This window comes from uncultured Flavobacterium sp. (assembly GCF_951805225.1).
In the GTDB taxonomy this organism is placed as follows: domain Bacteria; phylum Bacteroidota; class Bacteroidia; order Flavobacteriales; family Flavobacteriaceae; genus Flavobacterium.
In genome coordinates this window covers 3,460,058-3,481,055 of sequence record NZ_OX638201.1, presented here as the reverse complement: position 1 = coordinate 3,481,055, position 20,998 = coordinate 3,460,058, and the positions used below count along the sequence as shown (strand labels likewise).

14 protein-coding genes, 2 tRNA genes and 3 rRNA genes are annotated in these 20,998 nt (G+C 35.1%); 9 read left to right on the top strand and 10 right to left on the bottom strand.

The genetic code is table 11. From position 1 onward, the window contains the following. Window positions 1-107 precede the first annotated feature (107 nt). From WN975_RS14110 to WN975_RS14095, 4 genes are all read left to right on the top strand, one after another. Window positions 108-848, top strand: a complete 741-nt coding sequence (locus tag WN975_RS14110) for a hypothetical protein (RefSeq protein ID WP_337967092.1) — start codon at window positions 108-110, stop codon at window positions 846-848. A gap of 175 nt (window positions 849-1,023) precedes the next feature. Beyond that, the gene (locus WN975_RS14105; protein WP_337967091.1) at window positions 1,024-1,815 is read left to right on the top strand and encodes a histidine kinase; all 792 of its coding nucleotides are present in this window, start codon (window positions 1,024-1,026) and stop codon (window positions 1,813-1,815) included. A gap of 110 nt (window positions 1,816-1,925) precedes the next feature. Continuing rightward, window positions 1,926-2,591 (top strand): response regulator transcription factor, encoded by a 666-nt coding sequence (locus tag WN975_RS14100; protein ID WP_337967090.1) that lies wholly within the window; start codon window positions 1,926-1,928, stop codon window positions 2,589-2,591. A gap of 343 nt (window positions 2,592-2,934) precedes the next feature. Further along, window positions 2,935-4,194 (top strand): asparagine synthetase B, encoded by a 1,260-nt coding sequence (locus WN975_RS14095; RefSeq protein ID WP_337967089.1) that lies wholly within the window; start codon window positions 2,935-2,937, stop codon window positions 4,192-4,194. On the opposite strand, the gene WN975_RS14090 is transcribed toward WN975_RS14095, so the two are convergent. The 10 genes from WN975_RS14090 to thrS all read right to left on the bottom strand — a co-directional run bounded on the left by WN975_RS14090 (window position 4,195) and on the right by thrS (window position 14,280). Continuing rightward, window positions 4,195-4,998, bottom strand: a complete 804-nt coding sequence (locus tag WN975_RS14090; RefSeq protein WP_337967088.1) for an endonuclease/exonuclease/phosphatase family protein — start codon at window positions 4,996-4,998, stop codon at window positions 4,195-4,197. A 421-nt stretch (window positions 4,999-5,419) separates the two neighbouring features. Continuing rightward, a complete protein-coding gene (locus tag WN975_RS14085) occupies window positions 5,420-6,088 on the bottom strand; it encodes a response regulator (protein ID WP_337967087.1) in 669 nt (222 codons plus the stop codon). A gap of 12 nt (window positions 6,089-6,100) precedes the next feature. Continuing rightward, window positions 6,101-7,876, bottom strand: coding sequence for a tetratricopeptide repeat protein (locus WN975_RS14080; protein WP_337967086.1), 1,776 nt, complete (start codon window positions 7,874-7,876; stop codon window positions 6,101-6,103). 2 nt (window positions 7,877-7,878) lie between these two features. Beyond that, a complete protein-coding gene (locus tag WN975_RS14075) occupies window positions 7,879-9,603 on the bottom strand; it encodes a tetratricopeptide repeat protein (protein ID WP_337967085.1) in 1,725 nt (574 codons plus the stop codon). Between the two features lie 163 nt (window positions 9,604-9,766). Further along, complete coding sequence (locus WN975_RS14070; RefSeq protein WP_337967084.1) at window positions 9,767-10,201, bottom strand: carboxymuconolactone decarboxylase family protein; 435 nt, start codon at window positions 10,199-10,201, stop codon at window positions 9,767-9,769. Window positions 10,202-10,279: 78 nt separating this feature from the next. Further along, the gene (locus WN975_RS14065; RefSeq protein ID WP_337967083.1) at window positions 10,280-10,852 is read right to left on the bottom strand and encodes a Crp/Fnr family transcriptional regulator; all 573 of its coding nucleotides are present in this window, start codon (window positions 10,850-10,852) and stop codon (window positions 10,280-10,282) included. Window positions 10,853-11,000: 148 nt separating this feature from the next. After that, on the bottom strand, window positions 11,001-11,345 hold the full coding sequence (rplT, locus tag WN975_RS14060) for a 50S ribosomal protein L20 (RefSeq protein ID WP_007810721.1): 345 nt from the start codon (window positions 11,343-11,345) through the stop codon (window positions 11,001-11,003). Window positions 11,346-11,446: 101 nt separating this feature from the next. Beyond that, on the bottom strand, window positions 11,447-11,644 hold the full coding sequence (gene rpmI / locus WN975_RS14055; RefSeq protein WP_007810722.1) for a 50S ribosomal protein L35: 198 nt from the start codon (window positions 11,642-11,644) through the stop codon (window positions 11,447-11,449). Between the two features lie 115 nt (window positions 11,645-11,759). Further along, on the bottom strand, window positions 11,760-12,311 hold the full coding sequence (gene infC / locus WN975_RS14050) for a translation initiation factor IF-3 (protein WP_072974136.1): 552 nt from the start codon (window positions 12,309-12,311) through the stop codon (window positions 11,760-11,762). A 22-nt stretch (window positions 12,312-12,333) separates the two neighbouring features. Further along, window positions 12,334-14,280: a threonine--tRNA ligase gene (gene thrS, locus WN975_RS14045; RefSeq protein WP_337967082.1), complete on the bottom strand. Its 1,947-nt coding sequence runs from the start codon at window positions 14,278-14,280 to the stop codon at window positions 12,334-12,336. Window positions 14,281-15,453: 1,173 nt separating this feature from the next. Here thrS and WN975_RS14040 point away from each other — a divergent pair. From WN975_RS14040 to rrf, 5 genes are all read left to right on the top strand, one after another. Continuing rightward, window positions 15,454-16,967: ribosomal RNA gene (locus tag WN975_RS14040) — 16S ribosomal RNA — on the top strand. Window positions 16,968-17,095: 128 nt separating this feature from the next. Next, window positions 17,096-17,169 (top strand) — tRNA-Ile (locus WN975_RS14035). Window positions 17,170-17,316: 147 nt separating this feature from the next. Continuing rightward, window positions 17,317-17,390, top strand: a tRNA-Ala gene (locus tag WN975_RS14030). A 147-nt stretch (window positions 17,391-17,537) separates the two neighbouring features. Then, window positions 17,538-20,419 (top strand): 23S ribosomal RNA (locus WN975_RS14025). Between the two features lie 190 nt (window positions 20,420-20,609). Then, window positions 20,610-20,719: ribosomal RNA gene (rrf, locus tag WN975_RS14020) — 5S ribosomal RNA — on the top strand. Together the 16S, 23S and 5S rRNA genes with 2 tRNA genes alongside form the textbook arrangement of a ribosomal RNA operon. The last annotated feature ends 279 nt before the right edge of the window (window positions 20,720-20,998 follow it).

Genomic DNA, 20,998 nt, shown 5'->3' with positions numbered 1-20,998 from the left:
CACAATTAATAAATTTCTATTGGAAAGAATGTTTTGATGGAGATTTATTTTTGAATATTTCAGTGCAAACTGAATTGTCTATTATGTTTAACCAAAAATTACTAATCATGAAAAGAACCAGTTTATTAGGTGCTGCCTTGATAGCACTTTTAATGTTCTCTTGTCAAAAAGAGAACTCGCAAGAGAATAGTTCCGCAGTTTCAAAAGTGGAGCAGGAGAATTGGCAAACCGCAAAGTTGGATGCTAAATTCGCAGCTTCTCAAAAACAAGTTACAGCTTATTTATTTCCAACAGATGCAATGTCTAAATTGGTAGAAACACCAAATGTAGAGTTTGTTCAGTTTGTATTAGGTTACAGCGATAATACTTTGCAAATTAAAGTTATTGGAGTTGATAAAGCAGGAAAAGAACTTGCAAGCGTTGATTCTGAAATTCTTAAAGATGCTTCTGATACAGATAAATTGTCTGCATTAAAAACATCAAGCAGTAAAACAAATAAAGGAACTGCACTTTTAAATGAGCATTTAATTTCAGCTGATGTTGCTTTGGATGGCATTAATACATGGCAGAAAAAATTGTCTGCCGTTTCTGATTTAGATGAAATATTGTCTTATGAAGGCGCTCGTTTTAAACATTACAGCATAGAAAGTGCGATTATTGTTGATATGTTAAAAAATAAAAACACCGCAAATATTGGTGTGTTTTTAGGGCTTAATCCTATTGGAAAAGTAACTACTTTCTTGATAGGACTTGATAAAAACAATTCAATAAAGAAAATATCCTCAACAAGTAAAGTCGCTGATGCTGGTGATGTATATGATGGAACACGTCCTTCACCACCATTTTAAGTAATTAGAATATTTTAAGAATTAACCACAATTAATAATCTCTATCAAAATTTATTTTTTGGTAGAGATTTCTTTTATCATAGAATGTTTTTAAAGTAAGAATTAGATTAAATATAATATATTTGATTTTTTAATTGATTGAATAATAATATTAAAAATAAAGCTTCTTGTTTATATGAGTCCAAAAGTAATTCCAGAATCCGAAATCGTAGCAACCGTTATATTTAGTTGTGTTTCCTTTTTATTGATGGGACTTGTTTTGGTCTTGTTTTTCTATTTCTCCAGAAAGAAAATTGTCCAAAAAGAAATTGAAAATAAGAACTTAGAAATCCAATATCAAAAAGATCAATTGTATGCGATTATTGTGACTCAGGAAGAAGAGCGTAAAAGAATCGCTCAGGATTTACATGATGATATTAGTTCTAAACTTAATATTGTTTCGCTAAACAGTCATTTACTTACTGCGCCAAATCTGACCGAAGCTGAAACATTAGAAATTACCGGAAATATAATTGCATTGACAACCAAAGCACTTGAAAATTCGAGAAAAATAGCCCATAATTTATTGCCGCCCGTTTTTGAAAAATTCGGATTGAATGCAGGTGTCGAAGAATTATGCGAAGAATTTGAAAGTAGTAAAGCAATAAAAACATATTATAAAAATGAAATTGATTTTGATGAGAAAGACATTGATCGTCATTTACACATTTTTAGAGTTTTGCAAGAATTAATGAATAATTCACTTCGTCATGGAAAAGCAACCGAAATTTGGATTGCTTTTAAAAATATAAACGGAATTAATACCTGTAATTATGAAGATAATGGAGTAGGTTTTGATAGCAAAAGCATTGAAAATCAAAAAGGTTTAGGCATGAAGAATATTGATAGCCGTATTTCGTTTTTAAACGGAACAATCAAAATAAATTCTGAAGTAGGTAAAGGAATAGCCGTAATTTTCACTTTTTAACTTAAAATCCAATAATAAATAGGTTTTTCACATAATATAATGAGGGATTACGTATTTGTTTGATTCATATTTTGTAATTTCGGCAGACCAAACGACCAAAAATAAAAAAAATGAGTGCCGCTATTAAAATTGCTTTAGTCGATGACGAAGTTTTGTTCCGTAAAGGGATTTCTTTTTTGTTGCAAAGAGAAGATAATATCGAGATCGTTTTTGAAGCCTCAAATGGCGAAGATCTTATTTCTCAATTACAAGAGATCGAAACAAAACCGGATATAATCGTAATGGATTTAAAAATGCCAGTACTAAATGGCGTTGAAGCAACAAAAATAATTAGAAAATTATATCCCGAAATTAAAATAGTCGCTTTAACCAGTTACGATACAAAGTCATTTATTGCCAATATGATTCAGGTTGGCGCCGTTGCATATCTAATAAAGAATACAACACCCAAAGATTTAATTAAAACGATTAATGAAGTCCATAGAAAAGGATTTCATTACAATGAAAATGTTTTAAGAACAATACAAGAAACAATAGTTTCGTCTAAAAATACAAAAGGTAATTTAGAAACTAGTTTTCTCTCGCCACGCGAAATAGAAATTCTACAACTTATTTGTCAGCAAAAAACAACTTCAGAAATTGCTGAGCATCTTTATTTAAGCCCGCGAACGGTCGAAGGACATCGCAATAATTTATTACTTAAAACAGAATCTAGAAACATAGCTGGTTTAGTAGTATATGCAATTCAAAATGAAATTGCAGATCTCACACTTTAATCTAGCTGGCTAGAAATTGTATTGATAAAACATAATATAAAATAATTGTCAGTACTAGTAAACATAAGCCAATTTTCTGCATTGCATTTAATCCCTTTGGTTGGTTGTTACGATCATTAAACTCCATGGTTTTGGTTTTTTTTCATTGATTAGTTTGATGATTCAGGAGAGCAAATTTAGTAAGAAATAGTTTCACTAGTTCACGTGTTTTTACCTGTTTTTGCAACTTAATCAGACCGTTATTTATTTTGATTTTGTATTTAACGTTTGAACTTGCTATAAAACTAGAGTTCTGTTGTGTTTTTTGGCGCTTCCTTTATATCTTTACTAAAATAATTTTCTAATGAATAAGAGTTTAGTTTATATTTTCATATTTCTATTATCATTGACGGCAAAAGCTTCATTTATTTTACTGCCAATGGACGAGACAACTCAGCAGAATCACTTAAAAGCATACGGAATTACCTATTGGTGTTTAAGTAAAGATTATAAAGCAAGTTGGTTGCTCAATTATAGAGGAGGATCATTTCTACTGCCTGATGTTGCTGAAATTAGAAAAGAATGTCAGATTCGAGGCGTTAGTTTTGAGATACTTTCAGATAGTGAAGAAGCTTCAATTTTAGAAGAAATATCAAGTCCATCGCAAAATATGGAATCTGTTATACTCGAAAAAGCACCTAAAATTGCAGTTTATACTCCCAAAGGAAAACAACCTTGGGATGATGCTGTAACATTAGTTTTGACATATGCTGAAATTCCTTTTACACCAATTTACGACGAAGAAGTTTTAAGCGATCAATTATTACTTTATGATTGGCTGCATTTGCACCATGAAGATTTTACAGGACAATACGGAAAATTTTATGCAGCTTACAAAAATACCCCTTGGTATATCGATCAAAAAAAGGATGCCGAAGCTCTGGCAGCAAAATTAGGTTATGCTAAAGTCTCACAAGAAAAAGGTGCTGTCGCAAAAAAAATTAGAGATTTTGTAATAGGCGGCGGTTTTATGTTTGCCATGTGTTCTGCAACAGATAGTTTTGATATTGCCTTGGCCGCTGACGGAGTTGATATTTGTGAAGCTATGTTTGATGGTGATGCAAGTGATTCAAATTACCAATCAAAGTTAAATTATTCAAATTCGTTTGCTTTCAAAGATTTTGTTTTAGAAAGAAGACCAGAAGTTTATGAGTTCTCTGATATTGATATGACAACAAAAAGAAGAATTCCTGTCGAAAAAGATTATTTTAGTCTAATGGAATTTTCGGCAAAATGGGATCCAATCCCAAGTATGTTATGTCAGAACCATACCCAATTAGTTAAAGGTTTTATGGGACAAACAACGTCATTTGATTCTTCATTAATAAAATCTAATGTTTTGGTTATGGGAACTTGCGAACTAAATGGTGAGTCTAGATATATTCATGGCGAAAAAGGAAAAGGAATGTTTACTTTTTTTGGAGGTCATGATCCCGAAGATTTTCAACATCAGGTTGGAGATCCGCCAACAGTTTTAGATTTACATCCAAATTCTCCAGGTTACAGATTAATTCTTAACAATGTTTTGTTTCCGGCTGCAAGAAAGAAAAAGCTAAAAACATAATTAATTTAAAGAAAATTCAAACCATATAGGAATATGATCCGATATTTTTCGGGCTTCTTTTAAGGAAATGAATTTTTTATGAAATGAAATTATACCTGAATCAATATATTTTGTAGAAAAAGACTTGTAGAATATATTATCAAATTCAGAAGCTAAACAATTATCAGCAGAACATTTTTGTTTTAAAGTGGTCTTTTGATTTTGTAAAGCAGAATTATATCCCATATTTTTTAAAGGATTAAAAACAGTATGAGATTGGGGACAATTAAAATCTCCAAGAAAAACTAAATTTAAATCTGGATATTCTGCGGGTAAAAATTTAAAATATTTAATTTCTGTTTCAGGTTGTTTACTTTTTGTAATAGCATGAAAACTGACCAGTGTTATTGATTTTTTATTAATTTCGAAAGTCGCAAAATAAGGTTCCCGATCAATTTCTACGTGATATTTTTTTTCTAGCCACGTACTTCCTTTTAGTTTTATTTTGGAAGTTTTCCAGATAAAAGCATAACGCTCTCTTTTGTAACTGCTGCTGCTAGTTGGATCGCTAATGCGATAATCCCATTTAGCACCTTTTTCGTTTAGAGCTTCTACAAGTTTTGCAACTGCCTGAGCGCCGCCATAACCGGCAACAACTTCTTGAATTGCAACAATATCATAGTTGTTTATAGTATTGGCTATAAAATTTAATTCAGATTCAGATTTTGATTTACCAAAATTTTCTAAATTCCAGGAAAGAATTTTAGTTTGTGAAAAAGAGAAGAAGTAAAAAAATAAAAGAATAAAGCTAAGAGTATTTTTCATGCAGAATTTTAAAGAATCAAATATAAGCATTTCAAAATTTGGCAATAGTTTCTTTTATTCTAATTGTTCAGTTTTTTTAGATTGAACAAAGAAAGATCGAAAATAGTCTTATTCTTTTTTATACCTGTTCTTTAAGGCAGTGCTGATAATTATAATCTGTAAAACAAGAAGGGCCGGAATAAATATAATCTTCCAATCTACTTCGATCCATCCTGTTTTTTCTGAAATGAAAGCAAAACTCATTGATAGTAAAAGACAAAGAATCATAGTTTTCATAATAATTTTATTTTTAGTGGTATTAATTCTAGATACCAAATTAATTCTATATCGTGGTTTCATTTGGTTAGTTATATAGATTCAATACAAATCTATAGCTATAAAAAAGCATTTCCTTACGTGAATCCGTAAATAGTAAGAAAATTTAAACTAAACCAAAGTCTTTAGCAATAGCAATTAAATGAACATTGTTATTGGCTTTGAAATATATCTTTAGTTTATTGATCCTTTTTTCAATACTACTTGTTCCATTTGGAGTAATACAGGAAGCTTTAAATTCATTTGAGATATGCTCTAAAATATATCCTTGTGCTAAAAGTTGTAAGATTGAAATGTCATATGATTCAATTTCGATAAGAGCTTTATCGTTAAAACTAAAAGATAAATCAGAAGAAAGTATTTTTTCTTCATTTCTAAAAGTTCCTTCAATTGCATTTCTTAATTCTTCAATGCTATTTCTTCCTTTCGACACATAAGCATTAATCCCCAAATCATTAAAAAGTGTTTTTATTCGATAAGATTTATCTTCAATAGAGAAAATTATTTTTTTTAATTTGGGCTGAACACTGTTTACAGCTTTTATTAAATCTTCGCCATTAGTAAGAGTCGTCTTTCTGTGATCTGTTTTAAAAGACAAATCGCTTATAAGTAAATCGTATGGTTCGTTGTCTAATAATGCTTTTTTTACTTTTAATAAGCCATCGTCACAATACTTCACATGATGAATTGTTGGGATTTTAAGGTCTTCAAGTACTTGTATAACAGCTATACTTATACTATCTAAATCTTCGGCAACTAAAACTTTTTTGAACATATTATATTTTGTTTAAATGGGTAAAGTGAAACTTAACTTAAAGCCTTTTTCATAATCTGGGTCAAAAATAATAGTTCCATTTATAGTTTTAATACGGTTTTCCACATTTTGTAGTCCATTTTTTAAAATTAATCCACTTTTGTTGGTTCCAACCCCATTATCATTGTAGGTGACGATTATGTTTTTTTCTATTATTTTGAATGTAATACTCACTAAAGTCGCCTCGCTATGCTTCTTCATATTTAGAAACAGTTCTTGTAAAACCCGGTATAAGACGATTTTTTTATTTTTATCAACTTTACTCCATAAAATTGAATCAAAGCCATTTAGTAAAATGTTAATTTTAGGTGTTTTAAAACCACCAATCATTTCTTTTAATGCTGCGGCATAATCTTCATTTGTTGTTATTTTACTGTTCTCTTTCGATATGTTTCTTGCTCTTAGGTATATATTCTCTAAATTATTTAAGAGATGTTCTTTGTTTTCACTTAGCTTCAAATCTCTGTTTTCGGCAAAAGCCATCGTTTGATAAACATCATTGGCGAGTTCATCATGTAATTTTTTAGATATTCTCAGTTCACTTTTAAAGATTGCGTCGTCCTTTTCTTTTTTTACTTTTTCTTTTAGATGAAAATAAAGAAAGGTAACAAGTCCAAGAATAAATACAATTATAATATACGAAATGATAATTCGCTTTTTTTGTCTTTCTAATTGAAGTTTATTCTCAGCCTTCTGAGCTTTAAGTTTTAGATTTTCTTCTTTGTCTTTTTTAGAAGTATACTTGATATTTGTAAACTGATTTTTTGCAGTTTGTTTTGCAAGACTAACACTATCAACAAGTTTTAAATAAGATAATGAATGTTGTTTTAACTCATTTCCTTCGCTGCGTTTGATGAGTAATCCTAAAGCTTCAATTTTATCTGTAGGATTGTTTAATTTTAACGCATGATTATAAGCTTTTCGGGCATATTCTGTGGATAAATTTGGATTAGTTTTTTCAAAATATATTGAAAGATATTTATACGTTGTCACCAATCCTTCCTGAGTTTCTGGTTTTAATCTGATCTTTAATGCTTCATAATAACAATTTAGTGCTTTTTTTGAATTTCCCAGTTTATAGTAACAAAAGCCTAAATTATTTATTACGAAAGAATAATTATTATGGTTAATAGCGTCATATTTTGAAATATTTTTTTGTGAAGCCAGAATATTAAAAATATCCATTGCCTCTTTATATTTCTTTTGATTCATATAAACAGCAGCTAAATTATTTAAAGCGATGTATTTTCTCCATGCGCTAGTTTTCAGGTCTATAGCTTTTTTGAAATATATAATTGCATTGGCGTTGTCATAATTATCTGTGTAGTTAATACCTAATAAATTATATACTATCCATGAGTATCTGGGATTTTTGATATGTTTTAAATAAGGTAATGCTTCTGTAGCATTTGCTTCACTGGCATTATAATTTCCTTGCTGTAATTGAAGTTCAGCAATACAAGACAAAGCATAGACATAGTCGATAGTATTTTTATTAGGATCACAAAGTTTTTTAGCTTTAGTGAAAACATAAATTGCACTGTCTTTTTTATTAGTATCAAAATATACATCTGCAATATCTGACAGTCTTTTTATTTCGGCAGTATTATCTTTTTTTATTGGTTTTACAGGAGTTTCATTTTTATAGGATTGATATAATAGCAAAGAACCTCCTAATAATAGAAATTGTATTATTAAAAGATATTTTAAGATTGTTTTATTGGGAATGAAACCTAATTGCTTTTTCATGATTAAATAGGGAATTTAATAAAAACTTTAAATCCCTTATCTGGCGCGGAATCAATATCGATTATTCCTTTAATTGCCAGAATCCTGTTTTCAACGTTATGAAGTCCGTTTTTAAATGTTATTCTATTTAGATCGATACCTTTTCCGTTATCGGTATAAGTTATTACAACATTATTATAAGTCTTTTTAAAAGTAATACCAACCAAATTGGCATTACTGTATTTTTTCATGTTTACTAGTAATTCCTGTAACACTCTATAGATCGTTACTCTTTTATTTTTTTCAATTTCATTCCATGGAATACTTTCGAGACCATTTAAAACTAAATTAATGTGAGGAGTATTAAAACCGGAAATCATTTCTTTTAGATAGAGTATATATTTTTCCGAAGTTATAATTGGACTACTTTCCTTAGAAATATCTCTCGTTCTTAAATATATAATATCCAGATTATTTAATAATTGTTCTTTGTTTTCTGCTAATGAAAGGTTTTTACTTTCCGCAAAAGCCATAGTGTGGTAAATATCGTTAGCGAGTTCATCATGTAATTTTTTTGCAATACGTGTTTCACTTTTGTACGTTGCTTCAATTTTTTCACGATTCCCTCTGGAAGTTAAATAGAAATAGAGTACTAAAATTAGACTTAGACTTAAGATAATAATTATGTACGAGATAATATTTTTGTTTTTTTGTCTTTCTAATTGTAATTCATTTTCTACTTTATGTGTATTAAGTTTTAAGTTTTCGTTTTTTTCTTTTTTGGAATCGTATTTGATTTTAGCAAATTGGTTTTTTGCTTTTTGCCTTATTTCAAAGACGCTATCCACAAGATTAACATAGATTGTCGAGTACTTCTTTAGTTCTCTATCAGAACTATTTGTGATTATTAGTTTTAATGAAGACAGTCTTTCGTCAGTATTATTTATAGAATTAAATTTTTCATAACTAAGAAGCATATATTTCTTTGCCAACGTGGGATTGCTTTTTTCGTAGAATTTTGCAAAATGCATATAACTTTTTCCTAAGTCAAAAGGGTTATTTGTCTTTTTTCTTAACTGTAGACTTTTGTTGAGAAAGTCAAGAGCTTTTACGGAATCACCCGTTTTGAAGTAGCAAAAACCAATATTATCTAAGGCTCTTCCTTGAAATACGGTATCATTAATTACATCTTTATTGGATATTAAAGACAAGAAAATTGAAAGAGCGTCATTATATTTACCTTCTTCCATTAATATAACAGCTATATTATTTTTAGCAGCAAGTTTGAGCGATTCCTCCGTTTTTAGATCTAAAGCTTTTTGATTGTATAATATTGCGTTGTTGTAGTCATATGTATTCAAGTAGTTGATGCTTTGAATAACATAAGAATTCCATATCTGAGGAGTCTTTTTTGCATATTTCAAATACGGAAGAACTTCAGTAATAGTAGATTCGCTTCCTGCATAATCCGCATGAATTTGCTGAATTTCAGCCATACGGTTTAATGAAGCTACATAATGGTCAGCATTGCTTATTGGATTACAAATGAATTTTGCCTTATTATAGTAGTAAAAAGCACTATCTAACTTATTGTTATTAAATAGCCCATCGGCAATAGCAATTGTTTTTTGAACTTCAGCTTTTGTGTTTTTGTGTTGAGTAATTTTAGAATTCTGTTCTTGGCAAGATAAAAAAAATAGAAAAGTAAAAATTATATATAAAGGTGTGCGCAATCTTTGTGGTATCATGCGTCAAAAATAACTATTTTTAGTTCTTAAAAAAGGGTATAAATACGGTATTTTGTGACTTTATCTAATTCTTTAGTTTCTTGCACTCGTTTAGTAGTATCTACAAGAAAAACCTTCATTATGAGGGTTTTTCTTGTAGATTTACGGATGTTACTTATATTGTTTATGCAGCTCTCATTCCTGTTGCTATTGCTAATCTATTCCATGAATTAATAGTTATAATCAATAAGATAATTTCAGCAAGATATTTATCATCAAATAGATTTGCGGCATTTTGATACACTTCGTCAGAAACGTGATTCGTAATCAAAGTCACTTGTTCTGTTAAAGCTAAAATTGCTTTTTCTTCTTCAGTATAAACATCAGCTTCGCGCCATGCATTTAATAAGTATATTTTTTGCTCCGTGATTCCGTGTTTTCTGCCATCTATTGTATGCATATTAATACAGTAAGCACAACCGTTTATTTGTGACGCACGAATTTTAATTAGTTCTTTATGAACAGGAGTCAATGAAGTAGTAGAAATGTATTTTTCTAAATTCATTAATGCTTGATAAGCTTCTGGAGCAACTGTTGGGATAACGATTCTTGATTTCATTTTGATTATTTTTTAAAGTTTGATACAAAGGTCTGGCATCTCTACATTAAAAAACTTGAAGTACTTCAAGAAATGAATTTATATCTTTCCAGCTCTAATTTTACTCATAAATTCAGCAGAGAAATCTAGATAGGAGGCAAGCATGTATTGTGGAACGCGTTGTACAAACTCCGGATTAAGATCATTAAAGTGATGGTATCTTTCTTCTGCCGACATAGTGAACAAAAACTTAATTCGCATTTGTGCAGCTCCAAATGATTTTTGAGATACAATTCTAAAATAACGTTCCAGTTTCGGAATCTCAACTAATAAAGATTCAAGAACAGATTTTTCTATTGCGATAACTTCGGTATTCTCAACAGCCTGAATATAAAAATGCGAAGGAACATGATTATGATAGCTTAAATAATCTGTAATCCACCAGTTTTCAATTCCAAACTGAAGTGTTTGCTCACTTCCTCTGGAATTAATGATATATTGGCGCATACATCCTTTTGCAATAAAATACATTGTATCACAAATCTGACCTTCTTTCAGTACGTGATCTTTCTTTTTGATACAAGATAAACTTAAGCAAGATTCCAGAGTATCAATTTCTGAAGGTTCTAATGTTATGAATTTTTCTATATGTTGAAAGAGAGCTGTAAACATGAAGACAATCGTTTACACAAATGTACTTTTTAAATTCAATTTCTAAAAATATCTGTTTTAGGAATAGATCTAAAAGCAAAAAGCCATTCGTCGTAACGAATGGCTTTTCTATGATAAGTAAGTAATCTAAATTGAGTTTATAAAACGTTTATTTTACTTTATTAAGTATTGCTTTGAAAGCTTCAGGGTGGTTCATAGCTAAATCTGCAAGAACTTTACGGTTCAATTCGATTCCATTAGCTTTTACTTTCCCCATGAATTGAGAATAAGACATTCCTTCTAATCTAGCTCCAGCGTTGATACGTTGAATCCATAAAGCACGGAAATTTCTTTTGTTTTGTTTTCTATCGCGGTAAGCGTAGCACATTGCTTTCTCTACTGCATTCTTAGCAACTGTCCAAACGTTTTTACGTCTACCAAAGAAACCTTTGGCTTGCTTCATTATTTTTTTTCTTCTTGCTCTTTTAGCAACTGAATTTACCGATCTTGGCATAATTTTAATGTGTTTTTGTAGCAGGCGTCCTGAATTAAATCAAAGGAACTTAATGGCCATACTCCAAGGTTATATAAATAATTTTTTAACCTAAAGAATTATTAGATAATTCTTAATTGTTGTTTGATGCTTTTCATATCTGTAGAGTGAACTAGCGCTGAGTGTGTCAAAGCTAATTTACGTTTTTTAGATTTTTTAGTCAAGATGTGACTTTTAAAAGCATGCTTTCTTTTAATCTTTCCAGAACCAGTAACTTTGAAACGTTTCTTGGCGCTAGATTTTGTTTTCATTTTAGGCATTTTTCCTAGTGTTTTAATTTATTCTTACTTACTTATATTTTGGTCTGAAAGTTTAAAAATCAAAAGTCAAAAGTTAGTTTGTAACTTTCGACTTTAAGACTTGTAACTTTAAGACTTATTTCTTTTTCTTTGGAGCAATGAACATAATCATTCTCTTACCTTCCAAAACTGGCATAGCTTCTACTTTACCATGTTCTTCTAAATCTGTTGCCAAACGTAGTAATAAAATCTGTCCTTGATCCTTATAGATGATAGAACGACCTTTAAAGAAAACGAACGCTTTTAATTTAGCACCCTCTTTCAGGAATTTTTCAGCATTTTTCCTTTTAAATTCATAATCATGCTCATCAGTCTGAGGACCAAATCTAATTTCTTTTACTACAACTTGCGTAGACTTAGCTTTTAAAACCTTATCACGTTTCTTTTGTTCGTAAACAAATTTCTTGTAATCCATGATTTTACAAACCGGCGGTTCAGCGTTTGGCGAGATTTCAACTAAATCCAATTCAAATTGATCTGCTAAACGTAAAGCTTCTGCAAGCTTAAATACACCTGGTTCGATGTTTTCGCCTACTAATCTTACTTCTTGTACACCACGAATATTATTGTTTATTCTGTGTGCATCTTTTTTTTCTACTCGAGGTTGGTAACCTCTGTTGCTTCTTATTGCTATGACTTTATAATTTAAGTTAAACTGTAAAAACTTTTAATGTCTTTTTTATTTCTTCGTTTACAATAGCGACAAATTCATCAATTGTAACTGTAATATTCCCTTTTCCTTCTTGCCCGTGACGACGGATAGAAATAGTCCCGTTTTTCTCCTCTTCCTCACCTACAATAAGCATAAACGGTATTTTCTGCATTTCTGCATCTCTAATTTTCTTACCAATAGTTTCGTTTCGGTTGTCAATTAGGGCGCGAATTTCGTGATTTTCTAGCAAATCTAAAACTTTTTTAGCATATATTTCGTATTTCTCGCTCAAAGACAAGATTATAGCTTGTTCTGGCATTAGCCAAAGTGGGAAATTTCCCGCAGTGTGTTCTAGTAGAATTGCGATAAAACGTTCCATAGATCCAAATGGAGCTCTGTGAATCATAACAGGGCGATGTGATTCATTATCAGCACCTTTATAAGTCAATTCGAAACGCTCAGGAAGGTTGTAATCCACCTGAATAGTTCCCAATTGCCATTGTCTTCCTAAAGCATCCTTAACCATAAAGTCAAGCTTCGGGCCATAAAAAGCAGCTTCGCCATATTCAACAACAGTATTCAGTCCTTTGTCAGCTGCAGCATTGATAATTGCATTTTCAGCTTTCTCCCAGTTTTCATCAGTACCAATGTATTTATCTCTGTTCTCTTTATCTCTCAATGAAATTTGAGCAGTAAAGTTTTCAAAACCTAACGAGCCAAATACATATAGTACAAGGTCAATTACTTTTTTAAATTCCTCATCTAATTGCTCCGGAGTACAAAAAATATGCGCGTCATCTTGAGTAAACCCTCTAACACGAGTCAAACCGTGTAATTCACCAGATTGCTCATATCTATATACAGTACCAAATTCAGCATAACGCTTAGGTAAATCCTTATATGACCAAGGTCTTACATTGTAGATCTCACAGTGGTGAGGGCAGTTCATAGGTTTCAACAAGAACTCTTCACCTTCAGCAGGAGTATGTATCGGCTGGAAACTATCAGCACCATATTTTGCATAGTGGCCAGAAGTAACATAAAGTTCCTTTTGACCAATATGTGGAGTAACCACTTGCTCGTACCCTGCTTTCTTTTGAGCTCTCTTTAAAAATTGTTCCAAACGATCTCTAAGTGCAGCACCTTTAGGTAACCATAAAGGTAGACCTTGACCCACTTTCTGAGAAAAAGCAAACAACTCAAGTTCTTTACCTAATTTACGGTGATCACGACGTTTAGCTTCTTCAAGAAGTTCAAGATATTCAGTCAAATCTTTTTGTTTAGGGAAAGAAGTTCCGTAAACACGAGTTAATTGCTTATTTTTTTCATCACCTCTCCAGTAAGCACCGGCAACGCTCATGATTTTAAAAGCCTTGATAATTCCAGTATTCGGAATATGACCACCTCTACATAAATCAGTAAAAGTTGCGTGATCACAAAATGTAATAGTTCCGTCTTCAAGATTCGAAATCAATTCAGTCTTGTAAACGTTGTCTTTGTACATTGCCAAAGCGTCAGCTTTACTAACCGGACGCATTTTAAATTCATGTTTTTCTCTTGAAATTTCAAGAACACGATCTTCGATCTTTTTAAAATCAGCTTCAACAATCTTCTGATCTTCAAAATCAACATCATAATAGAAACCGTTGGCGATTGCTGGTCCAAGAGTTAATTTAATTCCAGGATACAATTCCTCAAGCGCTTGCGCCATTACGTGCGAAGTTGAATGCCAAAAAGCTTTCTTGCCTTCCGCATCATTCCAAGTATATAAAATAAGACTACCGTCGGTCGTCAATGGAGTTTCGGTTTCTATTGTTGTACCATTAAAAGATGCCGAAATCACGTTTCTTGCAAATCCTTCACTAATGCTTTTAGCAACCTCCATCGGAGTTACGCCCGAAGCAAACTCTCTAATTGACCCATCGGGTAAAGTAATCTTAATCATTGTTTATAATTTTGTGAATGCAAATATAACGCATTACAGAAATACATACAATACATATATTCATGTTTATACTATAATATGTAAGACTAAATTTCATAATTATTTTCAGATGCACTTATTCGTACTGTATAAGTAGGTAATTATATAGTTTAATAAGCTTTGGCGACAAGTATATATACATAAGTAGAAAATCACGCTCCTATATATAAGGAAGAATATGGTTCCACGCCCCGACAGGTTTTTAAAACCTGTCGGGTTTATTTTTGGTACCTATATACTAAGGAGAAAGATATACTCTAATATATAAGAGTAAGTTTATCCCTCTGAATGAACCGAAGGTTTGCAAGAAGCATTATTGGAATTTGGAGCTATTTCCCGCTATCCATTTCAATCTTTTGCTTTTTAAAGAAAAAAGCAAAAGGATTTCCACTACTATCGGGGCTAGGGCAGAGGATTTCAAAGAAAAGCTGAGGCATAAAACAGAAAAATACGTTCCAAAAGAGAAAACTTAGTGCCTTAGCGTCTTTGCGCGATTAATAAAACCTGAGTAAAACCGCAGAAAAAAGAACCTTCGCGCCTTAGTATCTTAACAGCAAACCACCGAAAAACCGCAAAAAGACAAGAAAACGGTAAAACCTCAAAAAAACTTCCGCTTGTAAAAAACGCGAAACCAGCCAGTTATAAAATATATCAAAAATAGTTTAGAAAAAGGCTTGCAGAAGTAAATAAAGAGTGTACTTTTGCACCCGCAACAGCGATATACGTTCACAGAAATACTGACAAGCAAAGGAATTGAAATTGAAAATTTATTTTCAAAAAAAGATTAAAAAAGCTTGTGAGATTCGAAAAGGGATATTACATTTGCACCCCGCAAAACAGGGAAAGTTCATTGAAAGATTGGCAGGTTTGAGAAGTTAGAGAGAAGAAAATTTTCTTAAAAAAAAACTTCAAAAAACATTTGCCAGTTAGAAATAAGTTTTCTACTTTTGCACCCGCTTTGAGAGACAAGCGAAACAAGAAAGAAACACGTTCGTAGACATATTGAATTGACAGCCGTTTTAACAGAGATGTTAAAACAAAAGAATAAGAGTAATAGAATCGTAAGATTTGAAAAGAACCACTAGATATAGCGTCGCATAATAACTAGCTTTAATTAATTAAGGCAAACAATATACGATGAAGAGTTTGATCCTGGCTCAGGATGAACGCTAGCGGCAGGCTTAACACATGCAAGTCGAGGGGTATAGTTCTTCGGAATTAGAGACCGGCGCACGGGTGCGTAACGCGTATGCAATCTACCTTTTACAGAGGGATAGCCCAGAGAAATTTGGATTAATACCTCATAGTATTATGAAATGGCATCATTTTATAATTAAAGTCACAACGGTAAAAGATGAGCATGCGTCCCATTAGCTAGTTGGTAAGGTAACGGCTTACCAAGGCTACGATGGGTAGGGGTCCTGAGAGGGAGATCCCCCACACTGGTACTGAGACACGGACCAGACTCCTACGGGAGGCAGCAGTGAGGAATATTGGACAATGGGCGCAAGCCTGATCCAGCCATGCCGCGTGCAGGATGACGGTCCTATGGATTGTAAACTGCTTTTATACGAGAAGAAACACTCCTTCGTGAAGGAGCTTGACGGTATCGTAAGAATAAGGATCGGCTAACTCCGTGCCAGCAGCCGCGGTAATACGGAGGATCCAAGCGTTATCCGGAATCATTGGGTTTAAAGGGTCCGTAGGCGGTTTAATAAGTCAGTGGTGAAAGCCCATCGCTCAACGGTGGAACGGCCATTGATACTGTTAAACTTGAATTATTAGGAAGTAACTAGAATATGTAGTGTAGCGGTGAAATGCTTAGAGATTACATGGAATACCAATTGCGAAGGCAGGTTACTACTAATGGATTGACGCTGATGGACGAAAGCGTGGGTAGCGAACAGGATTAGATACCCTGGTAGTCCACGCCGTAAACGATGGATACTAGCTGTTGGAAGCAATTTCAGTGGCTAAGCGAAAGTGATAAGTATCCCACCTGGGGAGTACGTTCGCAAGAATGAAACTCAAAGGAATTGACGGGGGCCCGCACAAGCGGTGGAGCATGTGGTTTAATTCGATGATACGCGAGGAACCTTACCAAGGCTTAAATGTAGTTTGACCGATTTGGAAACAGATCTTTCGCAAGACAAATTACAAGGTGCTGCATGGTTGTCGTCAGCTCGTGCCGTGAGGTGTCAGGTTAAGTCCTATAACGAGCGCAACCCCTGTTGTTAGTTGCCAGCGAGTCATGTCGGGAACTCTAACAAGACTGCCAGTGCAAACTGTGAGGAAGGTGGGGATGACGTCAAATCATCACGGCCCTTACGCCTTGGGCTACACACGTGCTACAATGGCCGGTACAGAGAGCAGCCACTGGGCGACCAGGAGCGAATCTATAAAACCGGTCACAGTTCGGATCGGAGTCTGCAACTCGACTCCGTGAAGCTGGAATCGCTAGTAATCGGATATCAGCCATGATCCGGTGAATACGTTCCCGGGCCTTGTACACACCGCCCGTCAAGCCATGGAAGCTGGGGGTGCCTGAAGTCGGTGACCGCAAGGAGCTGCCTAGGGTAAAACTGGTAACTAGGGCTAAGTCGTAACAAGGTAGCCGTACCGGAAGGTGCGGCTGGAACACCTCCTTTCTAGAGCCTCAAATGTTAGTTGATTTATCAACACGTTGAGGAAAAAAGATGCTATTAAGGTGCAGTCTGAATTTAAGGATTCAATTACTCTTGCTGTTAATTCAAATAATAAATTTTAAGTAAAACAGAGTCTCGTAGCTCAGCTGGTTAGAGTACTACACTGATAATGTAGGGGTCGGCAGTTCGAGTCTGCCCGGGACTACTATTTAAATTGTTAATTATAAATTATGAATTATAAGTTATAAAAAACAAGTTAAAAAGACTGAGATACTTAAAAAAAAGGAAATTTTAGAAGTTGAGCGTTTATGAGCATTCATAACTCATAATTTATAACTCATCATTTAAAAATGGGGGATTAGCTCAGCTGGCTAGAGCGCCTGCCTTGCACGCAGGAGGTCAACGGTTCGACTCCGTTATTCTCCACTGATTTACTGTGAAGATAGTAAATAAAAGTTCATTGACATATTGAGATAAGAAAATAATAAAAAGTAGAAAGCGTTTTTTGTTATAGTAGTAATACAAGTAACAAAAGACAAAAAAAAACGGTCATAATTGATTTTATGATTGGTACAATAAGCAAAATAAGGGCGTATGGGGGATGCCTTGGCTCTCAGAGGCGATGAAAGGCGTGATAAGCTGCGAAAAGCTACGGGGACGGGCACACACCGATTGATCCGTAGATACCTGAATGGGGCAACCCACTATGTTGAAGACATAGTACACCGATAGGTGGGCAAACCCGCTGAACTGAAACATCTAAGTAGGCGGAGGAGAAGAAAACAAAAGTGATTCCGTAAGTAGTGGCGAGCGAACGCGGATTAGCCCAAACCAATGATGTTACGGCATTGTTGGGGTTGTAGGACCACGATATTTTATGTACAAGGAACCGGAAGTTACTGGAAAGTGACACCATAGAGGGTGATAGTCCCGTATGGGTAACGAGTATAATAGATAGTGGTATCCTGAGTAGGGCGGGGCACGTGAAACCCTGTCTGAATTTGGCGGGACCATCCGCTAAGGCTAAATACTCCTGAGAGACCGATAGTGAACCAGTACCGTGAGGGAAAGGTGAAAAGAACCGTGAATAACGGAGTGAAATAGATCCTGAAACCATACGCTTACAAGCGGTCGGAGCCCTTTCGTGGGGTGACGGCGTGCCTTTTGCATAATGAGCCTACGAGTTAACGTTGCTGGCAAGGTTAAGTGGTTAAGCCACGGATCCGTAGCGAAAGCGAGTCTGAATAGGGCGCTTTAGTCAGTAGTGTTAGACGCGAAACCGTGTGATCTACCCATGGGCAGGTTGAAGCTGTGGTAACACACAGTGGAGGACCGAACCGGTTGACGTTGAAAAGTCTTCGGATGACCTGTGGGTAGGGGTGAAAGGCCAATCAAACTCGGAAATAGCTCGTACTCCCCGAAATGCATTTAGGTGCAGCGTTATGCTTAAAGTTATATAGAGGTAGAGCTACTGATTGGATGCGGGGGCTTCACCGCCTACCAATTCCTGACAAACTCCGAATGCTATATAATGTTTCATAACAGTGAGGGCTTGGGTGCTAAGGTCCAAGTCCGAGAGGGAAAGAACCCAGACCATCAGCTAAGGTCCCCAAATATACGCTAAGTTGAAAGAACGAGGTTTGTCTGCCCAGACAGCTAGGATGTTGGCTTGGAAGCAGCCATTCATTTAAAGAGTGCGTAACAGCTCACTAGTCGAGCGGACGAGCATGGATAATAATCGGGCATAAGCGTATTACCGAAGCTATGGATTTACAAGCAATTGTAAGTGGTAGGGGAGCATTCTAACAGGGTTGAAGGTGTATCGTAAGGTATGCTGGACTGGTTAGAAAAGAAAATGTAGGCATAAGTAACGATAATGCGGGCGAGAAACCCGCACACCGAAAAACTAAGGTTTCCACAGCTATGCTAATCAGCTGTGGGTTAGTCTGGTCCTAAGGCGAACCCGAAAGGGACAGTCGATGGCTAACGGGTTAATATTCCCGTACTACTAATTACTGTGATGGGGTGACGGAGTGATGAAAGCGCCGCGAACTGACGGAATAGTTCGTTGAAGTACCTACCTATAAGAGATGCAGGCAAATCCACATCTTTTGGGGAAATACGATAGTACTCGGAGTCTTCGGACAAAGAGATAGTGCGCCTAAGGGCTTCCAAGAAAAACCTCTAAACTTCAGGTAATTAGTACCAGTACCGTAAACCGACACAGGTAGTTGAGGAGAGAATCCTAAGGTGCTCGAGAGATTCATGGCTAAGGAATTAGGCAAAATAGACCTGTAACTTCGGGAGAAAGGTCGCCAGCGCAAGCTGGCCGCAGTGAAGAGGTCCAGGCGACTGTTTATCAAAAACACAGGGCTCTGCAAAATCGTAAGATGAAGTATAGGGCCTGACACCTGCCCGGTGCTGGAAGGTTAAGAGGAGATGTTATCTTCGGAGAAGCATTGAATTGAAGCCCCAGTAAACGGCGGCCGTAACTATAACGGTCCTAAGGTAGCGAAATTCCTTGTCGGGTAAGTTCCGACCTGCACGAATGGTGTAACGATCTGGACACTGTCTCAGCCATGAGCTCGGTGAAATTGTAGTAACGGTGAAGATGCCGTTTACCCGCAGTGGGACGAAAAGACCCTGTGCACCTTTACTATAGCTTAGTATTGACCTTGGATAAATGATGTGTAGGATAGGTTGGAGACTGTGAAGTGGCGTCGCCAGGCGTTGTGGAGTCATTGTTGAAATACAACCCTTTGTTTATCTGAGGCCTAACCCCGGAAACCGGGGGACATTGCTTGGTGGGTAGTTTGACTGGGGTGGTCGCCTCCAAAAGAGTAACGGAGGCTTCTAAAGGTTCCCTCAGTACGCTTGGTAACCGTGCGTAGAGTGCAATGGCATAAGGGAGCTTGACTGAGAGACATACAGGTCGATCAGGTACGAAAGTAGAGCATAGTGATCCGGTGGTTCCGCATGGAAGGGCCATCGCTCAAAGGATAAAAGGTACGCCGGGGATAACAGGCTGATCTCCCCCAAGAGCTCATATCGACGGGGGGGTTTGGCACCTCGATGTCGGCTCGTCACATCCTGGGGCTGGAGAAGGTCCCAAGGGTTGGGCTGTTCGCCCATTAAAGTGGCACGCGAGCTGGGTTCAGAACGTCGTGAGACAGTTCGGTCTCTATCTACTGTGGGCGTTAGAAATTTGAGTGGATCTGATTCTAGTACGAGAGGACCGAATTGGACAAACCTCTAGTGTATCTGTTGTCCCGCCAGGGGCACCGCAGAGTAGCTACGTTTGGAAGGGATAAGCGCTGAAAGCATATAAGCGCGAAACCCACCACAAGATGAGATTTCTTTTAAGGATCGTGGAAGATGACCACGTTGATAGGCTATAGATGTAAAGGCAGTAATGTCATAGTCGAGTAGTACTAATAATCCGTAAGCTTATGTACACCCTTTTCCCGCACCGCAAGGTGCGGGGAGAAACTTTCTAAAATAGTAAATAAAAGTACTTTTCTTTATCTCAGTATGTTAAGATATTATTTTAATTATGAATTGTGAATTATCACCCGAGGCAATAGCCGAACGGAGCATAGCTAATTATTAATTAAAAAAAAATTGCCCAAAGCAATTATAACTTCTTAAGGTGGTTATTGCGGCGGGGCTCACCTCTTCCCATCCCGAACAGAGTAGTTAAGCCCGCCTGCGCAGATGGTACTGCAGTTATGTGGGAGAGTATGTCGTCGCCTTTCTTTTGAAAAACCCTATCCAGTTCGGATAGGGTTTTTTTTGTTATTACACCTTTTTGAGATTTTTCTTTCTGAATACTTCGATTTTTTTAGGGATGGAAGCGATATCCTTTTGTGATAACCTACATTTATTTGTTTTCTACAAAAACCGCTATCACAAAAGATTTAGCACACAGCCCGACATGGAGTGGAACCCCATAAGTAGTATTGCAATAATTTTTAAAACTAGTTTTTGTTAAATAAAAGTCAATTTTGTGTTTTAAATTATCATGAGCTAGCCTT